This is a genomic window from Mangrovicella endophytica, from assembly GCF_002893625.1.
GTDB classification, from domain to species: Bacteria; Pseudomonadota; Alphaproteobacteria; order Rhizobiales; family Rhizobiaceae; genus Mangrovicella; species Mangrovicella endophytica.
The window spans coordinates 182,660-197,280 of sequence record NZ_PKMZ01000002.1; the positions used below are offsets into that span (position 1 = coordinate 182,660).

Here is a 14,621-nt window from a genome sequence, read left to right on the forward strand (position 1 = left end):
GCAAAGCGTTGGTTCCATCCCGGCGGAACTTTTTCCGCGCTGGCGCATTGTGATGGTTTGTTTGTCTGTCGGCACGAGGGGAGTTTTCATGTCGATGTCATCGCGCATAATGCCGCATATTCCGTATCTTCGGCGTTATGCCCGTGCACTCAGCGGGTCTCAGGCGAGCGGCGACGCCTATGTGGCGGCGGTGCTGGAAGCGCTGATCGCCGATCCCAGCCTCTTCAATGCCGACGAGGCTCCGCGGATCGCGCTGTATCGACTGTTCTCCTCCCTATGGCAGTCGCTCGAGGTCAATATCCGCGAGGACGCGCCTGTCTCCGCCTGGGAGGAAAAGGCTGCGCACAATCTGCGCGCCATTTCGCCGCGGCCGCGTCAGGCCTTCCTGCTTGTGGCGGTGGAGGGTTTCACCACCGAGGAAGCGGCTCGGATCCTCGGGACGGAGAATAGCGAGTTCTCCAGCCTGATCGACCAGGCGAGTTCCGATATCGGTCGCCAGGTGTCGACGGAGATCATGATCATCGAGGACGAACCTCTGATCGCGATGGACATCGAGCAGATGGTCGAGAGCCTCGGTCACCGCGTCACCGGCATTGCCCGCACCCATAAGGAAGCGCTGACGCTGTTCGAGCAGCAGAAACCGGGCATGGTGCTCGCCGATATCCAGCTGGCGGACGGCAGCTCGGGCATTGATGCGGTCAACGACATCCTCGCCAAGGTGTCCGTCCCGGTGATCTTCATCACCGCCTTCCCGGAGCGTCTTCTGACGGGGGAACGGCCGGAACCGACTTTCCTCGTCACCAAGCCGTTCAATCCGGACATGGTGAAAGCGCTGATCAGCCAGGCGCTGTTCTTCGAGGCTGACAAGCGCGTCGCCGCCTGATCGGCCGCTCCTGCGCCAGGTCGTCGGCGTCGATCGCCGGCGCTCGGCCAGAGAGTGCATTATGTCAAACCTGAGGGAGCGCAGCCATCGCCAGCGGGTGCGGCTGCGCGAGCCCCTGAAGGCACATCGCAGACCTGCATGCGACTTCTGTTGTGGGGCTCTCACGGCCTTTCGAACCGATTTTCGGGTTTTCCAAAGGTTCTGATAGCCGGCTCTCGGAACCTCGCAGGATGAGCGTCGTTCAGCACCAAACGAGAGCAGAAGATGCTCGGGGTGGTCTATATGCTCGCTCCGGTTGCCTTGATTTTTCTCGTTGGGAATGAGCCTGAGCGTCGTCTGCCGTGCAATGAGGGGCGGCTTCGACGTTCTGACAATACCGCTCACAGCCATCGACCTGCGGGCGACTGGCGTTGCGCGAACGCGGAAAGAGCAAGGTTGAGTGGCGGGTGATGGTTTCGCGTAAGGCTCTGAAAGCTCTGGCTAACACCGAGATGAGCCTCTTCGCGCAGGACATGAATCTCACCTATCTCTGGGTCTTCAACGGCGAGGGCTCGTGGCTCGGCGCGGATGCAGAAGGGCGCGACGACCTGCAGCTTCTCGCCGGGGCGGCGGCCGAGCGGGCCGTGGCGATCAAGAAGGAGGTCCTTCGCAGTCGCCGGCCGGCGCGTTTCGAGATTGCGATTGCCACCCAAGGCGTGATGCGCTGGTTCGACATCCGGGTGCAGCCGGACATCGATGATGACGGCTCCGTCATCGGTGTCGTCGGGGCATCGTCAGAGATCACAGACCAGAAGCGGCGCGAAGAGACGCTGAAGACGCTGCTTCGCGAATTGTCGCATCGCTCCAAGAACCTCCTCGCGATCATCCAGAGCCTTGCAAGTCAGACCGCACGCCATTCCGTCTCCGTGCCGGAGTTCCTGGTGCGGTTCCGGGGCCGCATCCAGTCGCTTTCATCCTCGCAGGATATCGTCACCGATGCCGACTGGCGCGGCGCCGATCTCGTCAGCCTCGTGACGATGCAGGTCGAGCGCTATGCGCCCGACGGCATGGAGCAGATCGAGTTCCGCGGCGCGGATGTCTATCTCTCGCCGACAGCGTCGCTGCATGTCGGTCTCGCGCTGCATGAACTAGCCGTCAACGCCGCCTCGTACGGCTCGCTGTCCGTGCCTGGGGGGCGCGTCGCGATCGTTGCGGATTTCCGCGAGGTGGACGGTGAGACGCTGCTCGTTTTGTCCTGGCAGGAATCAGCAGGCCCGCGAGTGCGGCCCGAACATGATGCGCGCTTCGGCACGTCGACGCTCGAGCGCATCGTCCCGAACGCTGTCGGCGGCGAAGCGCGTCTGGAATACCGGCCGGAGGGGATCTCCTACACGCTGACGATTCCGGAGACGCAGTATGAAGTCATCGCGCCGGAGATCGCGACGTCATCGGCTGGCTAGGCTGATCATCGCCCGAGCCGCGTCGCACTGACGCGATTGCGCGGCCTCGGCAGGCTGTCGCGGCCACCTGGATCCCGGGCACGAGCAGAAAAAAATCAGATTTCGGAAGCGGTCACTTCGATAGGCTCGCTGATTTTGCTGATCCAGATGGTTGTTGCGCCCTGCCAATGGCGAGGCAGCAGCATCGGCAACGGCTGGGCGGCGTCCGGTCTGGTTGGACTGACCGTCATCGCAGCCGCGAAACCGAGCAGGATGAGAGACGTCGCTCGGCGCCGACGGGGGCGCGGGGAGCTGCATCGAGTGGCAGCAACCAACACGGTGGCTGCGACGCCTAATAAAGCGCGAATCACGGGAGGGTGAGCTGGACAATCGGAACCAAGCTCCTAATCGGCCGTTAATGGCGCAAAGGAGAGGTTACCACCATGGAACACATCGCTGCGTTCATGCTGCTGGTCGGCTGCTCGGGGGACGTTGCCAGCTGCCAGGAAATCCCGGTGCCGGTTCCCGCCTATGAGACCCTGGACGAGTGCCAGAGCGACCTGCCGCTGCAGATCCGACTGAGCGGTTCTTCTGATAAACGCGTCTTCGGTGCCTGTAAAGCGGTTGACGAAGAAACTTTCGAGCAGTCGGCCACTATCGACTGGGCTGTCACCCGCAACGGCCAGCTGACCATCAACTTCGAGGCCGAGCCGCAGATGGTGGCTTCGCGCTGATATGGCCTGCAGGTCTAAACGATTTCATGTGGAACCAATGCCCCGGCTGCGCATTCTGTGGGCAGGGACATGAGTTCATCGAGAGGTAAAAGATGATCAGAACGGCGACGATCGCGGCGGTATCCGCTCTCACTCTGGGTTTTGCGGGCTGCACGACGGTCGAGCGCGACACCGGCACGGGCGCCCTGATCGGCGGTGTCGGCGGCGCCGCGATCGGTGCAGGCGTCGGCGGCACTAAGGGTGCCGTCGTCGGTGGTCTGATCGGCGCGGGCGCGGGCGCCGTTGCCGGCAACGTCATCGGTCGTTCCAAGACGGCAGGCGACTGCGTGTATCGCGACCGCTCGGGCCGCCGTTACGTGGCGGAATGCCCGTCCGGCTACTGATCGCCGCCTCATTGATTGTCGAAGGCCGTCGGAGCATCTCCGGCGGCCTTTGCGCTTTTGGAGGCGAACGACAGCAAGGCGTTCTGTGGCTGCCGGGTCATTGCCTCGCGCCCGCAGTTTGACGTCTTTCGCGTCCGCCATATCATCGGCACCACGATCTCCAGCGATCGTTCGGCTCGCCGGAGGCAGACAATGCGACCTTCATCCCTTGCCACCCGAAACCGGACGCTGATCCGCGCTGCCGTTATCGCCGGGCTCGGGCTGTGTCTCAGCGGCTGCGGCTCGCGCGAGAATCTGCCGCCGGTCTTCGGTGCCGTCTTCGGCGTGCCTGGCGTACAGCAGGCCCCTTATTCCGTCGGCAAGATCGGCGATCCCGTCGTGCAGCCGGGCGACCGCGTCATCGGCACGGCCGCCAATGCGCCGGGCCAGTGCATCTACTTCAGCGGCACGAGCGATCGACGCTTCCGCGCGGACTGCCCGGAAGGCTACAGGCCTTAGCTAGAGTCCCAGCCGGTGAGGCACAGAGTTCGCCCCGGTCTTACCGCCGACGCCGTCCAGGCTTTCCACCCGCAGACTGCGTCCACTCGACCCTGATCACCATGCCCGGCGGCATCAGTCAGTGGAGGCAGGCGGCGTATTCACGGCCCGAACGAGGTCGATGAAGGCGGCGTGATAGGTGTAGCCGCCAACGCCCACGGGCGCGCTGAAGTCCATACGGTCGAGGGCGTCGCCCCGACCCACTTCGAAGCCGGTGCGGTCGACGGTCAGGATCCGCCAGCCTTCTGCATCCGGCCGCTGCGCGCTCAGCATGGTCTCGACGGCATCGAGATGATCCTCGTTCATGTGGTCGCGAGCGCGCCGGCTGCTCGCCTCCAGTCCCTCGACAGCGGTCGCTGCATCAATGAGATCGGCTGCCTCCAGATCGTAAGCCTTCCCGAAGCCACCGTTCAGCGATGCCCGTTCGACATCGACGGCGATGAACACGAAGTCGGGGAAATCCACATAGAGCTTGGCCTTCGGCTGCCGAGCCAGGAAGCGCTCGCGGCAGACCTCCATAGCGGGATCGTCGCGTTCAACCCGCCGGGCGCGTCCGGTCACGCTGATGCGGGGATGGGCGAGGGGATCGCCTTTCCCCGGCTGCCCGAACAGGAGAGCACAGCGCGGATCGACAGCCAGCGACTTGCTGTGGCCGGAAAGGCCGGAGATCAGGAGGAGGGGCCGGCCGTCGAAATCGGTCGCGACGGAAACGCGGCTGATTGCAGGAAAGCCGCTGCCGGGTTCGAGGCAGGCCAGCGCCGCGTGGCGGGCGGTCCGCACCAGCGCCTTTGCCTGCCTCCTGACGGCATCATCGACGGGCTGGAGCAAGGATCGCGGTTCTTTGGCTGCCGGCCGGTCCATGATGGGCGTCCTCATCGTTTGGCGCCGCGCGTTCGCGCGGTCACCTGCTTTACCGCAGGTGAGGAGACGAGCAAGTCAATCCGTCCGTCTGCACGGTTCGGCCTCGGGAGAGCCGACAAGGCCCGCATGACGGCCACGCCGATCGACCACGGTCGTTCGATCGTAGTCGTCTCTGCCCTGCAAGCGGACGTTTGGATGATCGCCCGCTCTGTGCCGGCGTTGGCCTGCGAAGCGCGATCCGGTGCCCGGCTCGGTGCGGATTTCCTGGCGGTGCTTCCACCTACACTCGAAAGGTTCTAGACCCTGCGGGAATGGCGAAGGTCCCTGACCCTCGCCCTCGTGGAGGGAGCCGCATGAGCGACGCGCTGAAGCAACAGGTCCGTGATGCGCTGGCGCGTCTTCCGACCCCGGACGGAGGTGGCGACGTCGTCAGTCGCGGGATGGTCTCCGATATCTTCATCGCCGACCGCAAGGCCTTCTTCTCCCTGCAGGTGCCGGCCAGCGAGGCCGAGCGCTTCGAGCCGTTCCGCCAGCAGGCGGAGAAGGCGGTGGCATCGCTGCCGGGGATCGCCAGCGCCATGGTTGCGTTGACGGCCGAACGGGCTGCGGGTTCGGCGCCGCGCGCCCCAGCGCCGCGCGCGCCCCAGCCGGTACCGCAGCCGTCTGCCCCGGCGGCGCGCCCGGCGCCGCAAAAGCCGGGCATTCCCGGTATCCGGTCCATCATCGCTGTCGCCTCCGGCAAGGGCGGCGTCGGCAAGTCGACGACGGCGGTCAATCTCGCGCTCGCTCTGCAGGATCTCGGCCTGAAGGTCGGCATCCTCGACGCAGACATCTACGGGCCCTCCATACCGCGGCTCCTCGCTCTGCGCGACAAGCCGCAGAGCGCTGGCGGGCGCACCATCATCCCGCTCGACGCCTATGGGCTGAAGGCGATGTCGATGGGCCTCCTGGTCGACGAGGAGACGCCCATGATCTGGCGCGGCCCGATGGTGATGTCGGCGCTGACGCAGATGTTGCGCGAGGTGGAATGGGGCGAGCTCGACCTCCTCGTCGTCGATATGCCACCCGGCACCGGCGACGCCCAGCTTACCATGGCACAGCAGGTGCCGCTCGCCGGCGCCGTCATCGTCTCGACGCCGCAGGACCTGTCGCTGATCGATGCGCGGCGCGGCCTCGCCATGTTCCGCAAGGTGGATGTGCCGGTGCTCGGCATCGTCGAGAACATGAGCTACTTCATCGCGCCCGACACCGGTGCGCGCTACGACATCTTCGGCCATGGCGGGGCACGGCAGGAGGCCGAGCGTCTCGGTGTGCCGTTCCTCGGCGAGGTGCCGCTGGAGATGAAGATCCGCGAGACGTCCGATGCCGGCAAGCCGGTGGTGGTGGTTGAGCCGGACGGGCCTCATGCCAAGACCTACCGCGACATTGCTGCCGGTGTGCTGGCGGGCATCGACGGCGGTCGACCGGCCGCGCCGCGGATCGTCTTTGAGTGAATAACGCAATCGGGCAGCATGGCTGACCATAAATTAAGCTTGCATCAATTTTGGGAAAGCGATTGGGATATTGGCTCGGGCGGACGCAGTCTGCCGAACCCGATGGAGATCCTCGTATGAAAACATTGAAGACGCTTCTGGCTGCAACGGCGCTGACGCTCAGCCTGGGCTCTGCCGCTTCGGCCAAGACCCTGGTCTATTGTTCGGAAGGATCGCCGGAAGGCTTCGATCCTGGGCTGTACACGGCCGGTACGACCTTCGATGCTTCCTCCAAGCCCGTCTACAACCGCCTTGTCGAGTTCGAGCGCGGCACCACCAATGTCGTTCCGGGCCTGGCCGAAAGCTGGGAAGTCTCCGAGGACGGGCTCGTCTATACCTTCCACCTGCGCAAGGGCGTGAAGTTCCAGACCACCGACTTCTTCACGCCGACCCGCGACTTCAACGCTGATGACGTGATCTTCAGCTTCGACCGGCAGGGCAACAAGGAGAACAAGTTCTTCGCCTATGCCGGCGACGTGACGTGGGGCTACTACAACGACATGTCGATGCCCTCGCTGGTGAAGTCGTTCGAGAAGGTCGACGACAACACGGTGAAGATGACGCTGACGACGCCGAACGCGCCGATGATCGCAAATCTCGCGATGGACTTCGCGTCGATCATGTCGAAGGAATATGCCGACAAGCTGCTCGCCGACGGCACGCCGGAGAAGCTGAACCAGCAGCCGCTCGGCACCGGCCCCTTCACCTTCGTCGGCTACCAGCAGGACGCGGTCATCCGCTACAAGGCCTTCGACCAGTATTGGGGCGGCAAGCAGCCGATCGACGACCTCGTCTTCGCCATCACCCAGGACGCTGCCGTGCGTCTGCAGAAGCTGAAGGCCGGCGAATGCCAGGTCGCGAGCTATCCGAATCCGGCCGACATCCCGGCGCTGAAGTCCGATGACACGCTGAACGTCTTGGAGCAGCCCGGCCTCAACGTCGGCTATCTCGCCTACAACACCACGCAGGCGCCCTTCGATAAGCCGGAGGTTCGCCGCGCCCTGAACATGGCGATCAACAAGCAGGCGATCCTCGAGGCGGTCTATCCGGGCATCGGCCAGATCGCCAAGAACCCGATCCCGCCGACAATGTGGTCCTACAACGACGCGGTGAAGGACGACACCTACGATCCGGACGCCGCCAAGAAGATGCTGGACGAAGCCGGCGTCAAGGATCTGAAGATGAAGGTCTGGGCGATGCCGGTGGCGCGTCCCTACAACCCGAACGCCCGCCGCATGGCCGAGCTGATCCAGGCGGACTTCGCCAAGGTCGGCGTCGGCGTCGAGATCGTCACCTATGACTGGACGCAGTATCTGAAGCTCGCCGGCGATCCGAAGCATGACGGCGCGGTTCTCGCCGGCTGGACCGGCGACAACGGCGATCCGGACAACTTCCTGGCGATCCTGCTCGGCTGCGACGGCGTCGGCAGCGGCAACAAGGCTGCCTGGTGCAACAAGGACTATGACGCGCTGATCAAGAAGGCGAGCACCATCTCCGACCAGGCCGAGCGCGCCAAGCTCTACGAGCAGGCGCAGGTGATCTTCAAGGATCAGGCGCCCTGGGCCACGGTGGCACATTCGCTGGTGAGCCTGCCGATGCTCAAGAGCGTCCAGAACTACAAGATGGATCCGCTGGGTTCGCACCGCTTCGACGGCGTCGACATCACCGAGTAATCCACGACCGCCGGATGCCGCCGCGACAGTGGCGGCATCCTCTATTTCCAGGATGCGACGCGCTGACGCGCTTGCAATGCGACCGTTCCGGATAGAAATCGCCCGATGCTGGCATTCCTCATCAAGCGGATCGGCCTTCTGATTCCGACCTTTATCGGCGTCACCCTGATCTCGTTCTTCTTCATCCGACTCCTGCCCGGCGACCCCGTGATCGCGCTTGCCGGCGAGCGCGGGCTTTCGCCCGAGCGCTATGCGGAGCTCATGCGCAATTTCGGCTTCGACCGGCCGCTCTATATCCAGTATCTGCAGTATCTCTGGGAGGTCATGCAGGGGAATTTCGGCCGTTCCATCGCCACCAAGCAGCCGGTGCTGCGCGAGTTCTGGGCGCTGTTCCCGGCCACGATCGAACTGTCCGTCGTCGCGATGATCTTTGCGGCCGGCCTGGGCATTCCCGCCGGCGTCTTCGCCGCCGTGAAGCGCGGCTCCTGGTTCGATCAGTCGATCATGGGAGCGGCGCTCGTCGGCTATTCCATGCCGATCTTCTGGTGGGGTCTTCTCCTGATCATCCTCTTCTCCGGCATCCTGCAATGGACGCCGGTCTCGGGGCGCATCTCGCTCATGTATTTCTTCCCGCCGGTCACCGGCTTCATGCTGATCGACAGCCTGCTGTCCGGGCAGTCCGGTGCCTTCCGCTCAGCGCTGAGCCACCTGATCCTGCCGGTGATCGTGCTCGGCACGATCCCGCTCGCGGTGATCGCCCGGCAGACGCGCTCGGCCATGCTCGAGGTGCTGAGTGAGGACTATGTCCGCACGGCGCGTGCCAAAGGGCTCGCCAGCTTCCGCGTCATCGGCATCCACGCCCTGCGCAATGCTCTGATCCCGGTGGTAACGACGATCGGCCTGCAGATGGGCGTGCTTCTCGCCGGCGCCATTCTGACGGAGACGATCTTCTCCTGGCCGGGCATTGGCAAATGGCTGGTCGATAGCGTCTTCAAGCGGGACTACCCCGTCGTGCAGGGCGGCCTGCTCCTCGTTGCCGTCGTCATCATGGTGGTGAACCTGATCGTCGATCTTCTCTACGGCCTGATCAATCCGAGGGTGCGCGCCCGATGAGCCAGATTGGAGCGCAGAACGCGGAGGAAGGCATCGGGACGGATATTCCGGACCGAGCCCCACGGCGCAGCCAGCGACGTCAGCAGCTTGCCGACTTCTGGTACTATTATTCCGTCAATAAAGGCGCCGTCGTCGGCCTCGTCGTCTTCGCCATCATCGTCGCCGTGGCGATCCTGGCACCGCTGATCGCCCCGCATGACCCGGTTCTGCAGGATCGCAGCGCGCTTCTGGTGCCGCCGGTCTGGATGGAGGGCGGAAGCTGGAGCTTCCTGCTCGGCACCGATGCGGTAGGCCGCGACATTTTCTCGCGGCTCGTCTACGGCGCCCGGTTCTCGCTCTTCGTCGGCCTGTTCGTGGTGACACTGTCGGTCTCGACGGGCGTCGTCATCGGTCTCGTCGCCGGCTATGTGCGCGGCTGGGTGGATGCGCTGATCATGCGGGTGATGGACATCATCCTCGCCTTTCCATCGCTGCTCCTGGCGCTGGTGCTGGTGGCGGTGCTCGGGCCCGGTCTCGTCAATGCCATGATCGCCATTGCCCTGGTGCTGCAGCCGCATTTCGTGCGCCTCACCCGCGCATCCGTGATGGCGGAGAAGCAGCGCGACTACGTCACCGCCGCGCGCGTCGTCGGGGCCGGACCGATCCGCATCATGGCAATGACGATCCTGCCGAACTGCCTCGGGCCGCTGATCGTGCAGGCGACGCTATCCTTCTCGAATGCCATTCTCGAAGCGGCCGCACTCGGCTTCCTCGGCATGGGGGCGCAGCCGCCGACGCCGGAATGGGGCACCATGCTGGCGGAAGCGCGCGAGTTCGTGCTGCGGGCCTGGTGGGTGGTGACGTTCCCGGGCCTGGCGATCCTCATCACGGTTCTCGCCATCAACCTCATCGGCGATGGTCTGCGCGACGCGCTCGACCCGAAGCTGAAACGGTCATGATGCATGAACGACTGGATCGGTCCCGCGGTCATCGCAGCGCTGATCTCGTCGCTGGTGAGCGTCGGCGGCTGGTACGCGGGCTACCGCGTCAGCCTCGGACTGGAGCGGCACCGTCGCCTGGAGAAGATCAGGGACTTCCAGATCGCACTGCGCGCCGAAATCCGCAGCGAGCTGCATGATCTGCAGGCCCATGACACGCCGGAGATCCTCGCTTCCATCGAGGCGAAGTACCGGCAGGTGGATAGCTTCTCAGTGCGCGTGCCGAGCCCGGCCCGCCACGCTGTATTCGAAGCGATCGTGAACGAGCTTCATCTCCTCCCCGAGGAGGTCATCGATCCGGTCGTCATCTACTATCGCCAGCGCGATACGATTGAGCGCTTTGTCGCAGATCTTCGTGCCCCTGACTTCCCGGCGCTCGCCTGCCGAACGGCAGCTCGCGATGTACAGGGACTACATCGGAATGCGCCGCTACCTGCTGGAGCTTGCGCGAATAGCTGTCGAGGTCCTCGATGAATCGCTCAGTAGCCGGGCCGTGGGCCCGTCGGACCGGAGATGGGTCTTGGATGTGTAGCGGCTGGCTTGGGTCTGCTCATGATCGACCTTTCGGTGCATTCCGCCAGGATATAGGATCGAAAGGATAACACTATGCCTCTTCTGTCCGTCCGCAATCTAACCGTCACCTTCGCCACCTCGACCGGCCCGTTCAAGGCCGTCGACGGCATCGACCTCTCCGTCGAGGCCGGCCAGGTGCTGGCGATTGTCGGCGAATCCGGCTCCGGCAAATCGGTCGGCATGCTCGCTGTCATGGGGCTCCTGCCGCCGACCGCGACCGTCACCGCCGACGAGATGCGCTTCGAAGACATCGACATGCTGACCCTGACGGGCAAGCGCCGCCGCGAGATCATCGGCCGCGACATCACGATGATCTTCCAGGAGCCGAATGCCAGCCTCAATCCGTGCTTCACCGTCGGCTACCAGCTGGAAGAAACGCTGCGCCAGCATCTGAAGCTCGGGCGGCGCGAGCGCCGGGCGCGGGCGGTCGAGCTCTTGCGCTCGGTCGGCATCCCCGAGCCAGCGGAGCGGCTGAAGAGCTATCCGCACCAGATGTCGGGCGGCCAGTGCCAGCGCGTGATGATCGCCATGGCCATCGCGTGCCAGCCGAAGCTCCTGATCGCCGACGAGCCGACCACCGCCCTCGACGTGACGATCCAGAAGCAGATCCTAGACCTCCTCATGAAGCTCCAGACCGAGCACCGCATGGGCCTCATCATGATCACGCACGATATGGGCGTCGTCGCCGAGACGGCCGATCGCGTCATCGTTCAGTACAAGGGTCGCAAGGTGGAGGAGGCGAACGTCCTGTCGCTCTTCACCGCGCCACGGGAGCCCTATACGCGTGCGCTCCTCGCGGCGCTGCCGGAGAACGCCACCGGCGACCGCTTGCCGACCGTTTCCGATCTCGTTGCCGCGCAGACCGCAGGAGCTGCCCGATGAGCGCCGTCGGCACGCCCGTCCTCGAAGCCCGTGACATCCGCCGTGACTACACCGTCTCCGGCGGCCTGTTCGGCCGCAACCGCGTCGTCCATGCGGTGAAGGGTGTCAGCTTCTCCGTGGAGAAGGGGCGAACGCTCGCCATCGTCGGCGAGAGCGGTTGCGGCAAGTCCACGCTTGCCCGCATCCTGACGCTGATCGATCCGCAGACCTCCGGCGAATTCCTGATCGAGGGCCATCCCGTCGATATCGCCGTGACGCGACCGACCCCGGAGCTGCGCCGAAAGGTGCAGATCGTCTTCCAGAACCCGTATGGCTCGCTCAATCCGCGCCAGAAGATCGGCAGCGTCCTCACCGAGCCGCTGCTCCTCAATACGGATAAATCGGCGGCCGAGCGGCGTGACCTCGCCATGGAGATGCTGGTGAAGGTCGGGCTGCAGCCGGAGCATTTCGGCCGCTACCCTCACATGTTCTCCGGCGGTCAGCGCCAACGCATCGCAATCGCCCGCGCGCTGATGCTCTCGCCGAGCATCCTCGTTCTGGACGAGCCGGTCTCCGCGCTCGATCTTTCCGTCCAGGCGCAGATCCTGAACCTCCTTGCCGACCTGCAGGACGAGTTCGGGCTCACTTACGTCTTCATCAGCCACGATCTGTCGGTGGTGCGGTTCATCGCGGATGACGTGATGGTGATGTATTTCGGCGAAGCGGTCGAGCATGCGCCAAAGGATCAGATCTTCGCCGATCCACAGCATGAGTATACGCGCATGCTGTTTTCCGCGACGCCTCGGGCCGATCCCGTCAGCATCCGCCGGCGCATTGAGGCGCGAGCCTGAAAGGGCCGCCCTCGCGCTGAGGTCTGGCGGAGGCGCCGTGCAGTGGATGTCAGTCGGCGCACCTCATGAAGGGCTGACCGTGGGCTTGGCTGACCGCTAAACCTGCGCCGGGCGAGGCAGTGGATCGCTGGAGATCGCTGCATCCTCGGCGAGCATTGCCGCAGCAGCCCCGGGCGTCGCCGTCGGAACTCGGCGTCAGGATTTGCGCTGGTGGCGGGACAAGGCCTCGACAATCTCGCGCGGGCCAATCGTGCCGAGGATGCGGCCCTTGTGCGACACCACGACGTCGCCCTTGTCACCCGAGACCGCCGCCATGATGCGCCGCAGCGGCGTTTCCGGCTCAGCCATGGCGGCAACGCGCGCTGGCGCTGCGCCTGCTCCCGCGGCAGTCAGCGGCGTCATCACGTCCTCGGCACACAGGACGCTGAGCGGATTCATGTGCGCGACAAATTCGGCGACGTAGTCGTTTGCCGGACGCAGCACGATGTCCTGCGCCGTGCCGACCTGGACGATGCGGCCGCCTTCCATGATGGCGATGCGGTTGCCGATCTTGAAGGCCTCGTCGAGATCGTGGCTGACGAAGATGATCGTCTTCTTCAACCGGCTCTGAAACTCCAAGAGCTCGTCCTGCAGCCGCGCGCGGATCAGCGGATCGAGCGCCGAGAACGGCTCGTCCATCAGGAGCACCGGCGCGTCGGTGGCAAAGGCGCGGGCAAGGCCGACGCGTTGCTGCATACCGCCGGACAGTTCGCCGACACGGCTGTCGGCCCAGTCGCGCAGGCCCACCAGCTCCAGCTGCTTCATCACCTTGTCGCGCCGTTCCGCCTTGCGGCAGCCGGCCAGCTCCAGGCCAAGGCCGACATTTTCGGCGACGCTGCGCCAGGGCAGCAGCGCGAACTGCTGGAACACCATGGCGACCTCGTGCCGCCGGAGCTCGCGCAGGCGCTGCCGGCCGCAGTCCTTCGGATCGACGGCGCCGCGGCCGGTATCGATGACAACACGGCCGCGCGTGATCGGCGCCAGGCCGTTGACGGCCCGCAGCAGCGTCGACTTGCCGGAGCCCGACAGGCCCATCAGCACGGCAATCTCGCCCTCGTTGATGTCGAGCGAGGCATCGGCGACGCCGAGCACCGCTCCGGTGGCCTCGCGGATCGCCGAGCGGCTTTCGCCGCGGTCGATCAGCGGCAGGGCCTTGTCGGCGCGCTTGCCGAAGACGATGCTGACATTCTGGAAGGAGACGATCGGGCTCACCGGCGGCCTCCCTCGTCGACGCGGAAGAAGCGGTCGAGGATGATGGCCAGGAGCACGATCGCGAGACCGGCCTCAAAGCCCTTGGCAACGTTGATGGAATTCAGCGCCCGCAGCACCGGAATGCCGAGGCCCGGCGCACCGACGAGTGCGGCGATCACCACCATCGACAGCGACAGCATGATCGTCTGCGTCAGCCCGGCCATGATCTGCGGCAGGGCATAGGGGATCTCGATCTTGAAGAGCCGCTGCATGCGCGTCGCGCCGAAGGCATCGCCCGCCTCGATCAACTGCTCGGGCGTCGAGGCGATGCCGAGGCGGGTCAACCGGATGGAGGAGGGCAGGGCGAAGATCACCGTCGCGACGAGGCCTGGCACCATGCCGAGGCCAAAGAGGATCAGCGCAGGGATGAGGTAGACGAAGGTCGGAATCGTCTGCATCAGGTCCAGCACCGGTCGCATGCCGGCATAGAGCCATTCGCGCCGTGCCGCCGCGATGCCGAGGGGCACCCCGATCACCATGCAGACGGCCGTGGCGGCGAGAACGAGCGCCAGCGTCTCCGTCGTCTCCTTCCAGTAGCCGAGATTGATGATCAGCAGGAAGCCGAGGATCGTCAGCAGGGCCACGGGGATTGAGCGCCGCATGAGATAGGCGAAGACCGCAAAGAGGCCGACCGTCACCAGCGGGTGCGGGTATTGCAGCAGAAACAGGATGCCCCCGACGAAACTGTCGAGACCGGCCTGCAGCGCATCGAAGAGGAAGAGGAAGTTCTCCGTCAGCCAGTCGACGAAGGTCGCCGCATAGCTGCCGATCGGCAGCGGGTGGTCCTGGAGCCAGTTCACGGAGGCAGGTGTCCTTTCGTGGCCGAGGCGGGAAGCTGGTGGCTGTCGGCCGGTGAGGGGCAACCCTCGCGCACCGGACAAGACGCATCAAAGTCATGTCGGCACGGGACGAGTGCAGTTGCCCCGTGCCGACGG

15 protein-coding genes are annotated in these 14,621 nt (G+C 64.9%); 12 read left to right on the plus strand and 3 right to left on the minus strand.

The window, feature by feature from the left end; translation table 11 throughout:
• The first annotated feature begins 88 nt into the window (after positions 1 to 88).
• The 5 genes from C0R46_RS06440 to C0R46_RS20750 all read left to right on the plus strand — a co-directional run bounded on the left by C0R46_RS06440 (position 89) and on the right by C0R46_RS20750 (position 3,916).
• On the plus strand, positions 89 to 883 hold the full coding sequence (locus C0R46_RS06440) for a response regulator (protein WP_102958788.1): 795 nt from the start codon (positions 89 to 91) through the stop codon (positions 881 to 883).
• A gap of 449 nt (positions 884 to 1,332) precedes the next feature.
• Positions 1,333 to 2,322, plus strand: coding sequence for a sensor histidine kinase (locus tag C0R46_RS06445; RefSeq protein ID WP_102958789.1), 990 nt, complete (start codon positions 1,333 to 1,335; stop codon positions 2,320 to 2,322).
• Between the two features lie 422 nt (positions 2,323 to 2,744).
• Complete coding sequence (locus C0R46_RS06450) at positions 2,745 to 3,035, plus strand: hypothetical protein (RefSeq protein ID WP_102958790.1); 291 nt, start codon at positions 2,745 to 2,747, stop codon at positions 3,033 to 3,035.
• Between the two features lie 92 nt (positions 3,036 to 3,127).
• Complete coding sequence (locus C0R46_RS06455; protein WP_102958791.1) at positions 3,128 to 3,418, plus strand: hypothetical protein; 291 nt, start codon at positions 3,128 to 3,130, stop codon at positions 3,416 to 3,418.
• Between the two features lie 192 nt (positions 3,419 to 3,610).
• Positions 3,611 to 3,916: a hypothetical protein gene (locus tag C0R46_RS20750; protein ID WP_157944568.1), complete on the plus strand. Its 306-nt coding sequence runs from the start codon at positions 3,611 to 3,613 to the stop codon at positions 3,914 to 3,916.
• Positions 3,917 to 4,030: 114 nt separating this feature from the next.
• On the opposite strand, the gene C0R46_RS06465 is transcribed toward C0R46_RS20750, so the two are convergent.
• Complete coding sequence (locus tag C0R46_RS06465) at positions 4,031 to 4,783, minus strand: HugZ family pyridoxamine 5'-phosphate oxidase (RefSeq protein ID WP_245413451.1); 753 nt, start codon at positions 4,781 to 4,783, stop codon at positions 4,031 to 4,033.
• A 386-nt stretch (positions 4,784 to 5,169) separates the two neighbouring features.
• Between C0R46_RS06465 and C0R46_RS06470 the strand changes: the two genes are divergently transcribed.
• From C0R46_RS06470 to C0R46_RS06500, 7 genes are all read left to right on the plus strand, one after another.
• Positions 5,170 to 6,309 (plus strand): Mrp/NBP35 family ATP-binding protein, encoded by a 1,140-nt coding sequence (locus C0R46_RS06470; RefSeq protein ID WP_102958794.1) that lies wholly within the window; start codon positions 5,170 to 5,172, stop codon positions 6,307 to 6,309.
• Positions 6,310 to 6,425: 116 nt separating this feature from the next.
• Positions 6,426 to 8,021, plus strand: a complete 1,596-nt coding sequence (locus C0R46_RS06475; RefSeq protein ID WP_102958795.1) for an ABC transporter substrate-binding protein — start codon at positions 6,426 to 6,428, stop codon at positions 8,019 to 8,021.
• A gap of 105 nt (positions 8,022 to 8,126) precedes the next feature.
• On the plus strand, positions 8,127 to 9,134 hold the full coding sequence (locus tag C0R46_RS06480; RefSeq protein ID WP_102958796.1) for an ABC transporter permease subunit: 1,008 nt from the start codon (positions 8,127 to 8,129) through the stop codon (positions 9,132 to 9,134).
• Positions 9,131 to 10,072, plus strand: a complete 942-nt coding sequence (locus tag C0R46_RS06485; protein WP_102958797.1) for an ABC transporter permease subunit — start codon at positions 9,131 to 9,133, stop codon at positions 10,070 to 10,072. Before C0R46_RS06480 ends, C0R46_RS06485 begins: the two co-directional genes overlap by 4 nt.
• 3 nt (positions 10,073 to 10,075) lie before the next feature.
• A complete protein-coding gene (locus C0R46_RS06490) occupies positions 10,076 to 10,585 on the plus strand; it encodes a hypothetical protein (protein ID WP_102958798.1) in 510 nt (169 codons plus the stop codon).
• Between the two features lie 132 nt (positions 10,586 to 10,717).
• Positions 10,718 to 11,566, plus strand: coding sequence for an ABC transporter ATP-binding protein (locus C0R46_RS06495; protein ID WP_102958799.1), 849 nt, complete (start codon positions 10,718 to 10,720; stop codon positions 11,564 to 11,566).
• Positions 11,563 to 12,396 carry a dipeptide ABC transporter ATP-binding protein gene (locus C0R46_RS06500; RefSeq protein ID WP_102958800.1) on the plus strand — a complete coding sequence of 278 codons (834 nt, stop codon included), beginning with the start codon at positions 11,563 to 11,565 and terminating at the stop codon, positions 12,394 to 12,396. Before C0R46_RS06495 ends, C0R46_RS06500 begins: the two co-directional genes overlap by 4 nt.
• Positions 12,397 to 12,591: 195 nt before the next feature.
• Here the strand turns inward: C0R46_RS06500 and choV are convergent, their stop codons facing one another.
• Both choV and choW read right to left on the minus strand, forming a co-directional pair.
• A complete protein-coding gene (choV, locus tag C0R46_RS06505) occupies positions 12,592 to 13,647 on the minus strand; it encodes a choline ABC transporter ATP-binding protein (protein WP_102958801.1) in 1,056 nt (351 codons plus the stop codon).
• Positions 13,644 to 14,486, minus strand: coding sequence for a choline ABC transporter permease subunit (choW, locus tag C0R46_RS06510; RefSeq protein ID WP_102958802.1), 843 nt, complete (start codon positions 14,484 to 14,486; stop codon positions 13,644 to 13,646). The genes choV and choW overlap by 4 nt, the downstream gene beginning before the upstream one ends.
• Between the last annotated feature and the right edge of the window lie 135 nt (positions 14,487 to 14,621).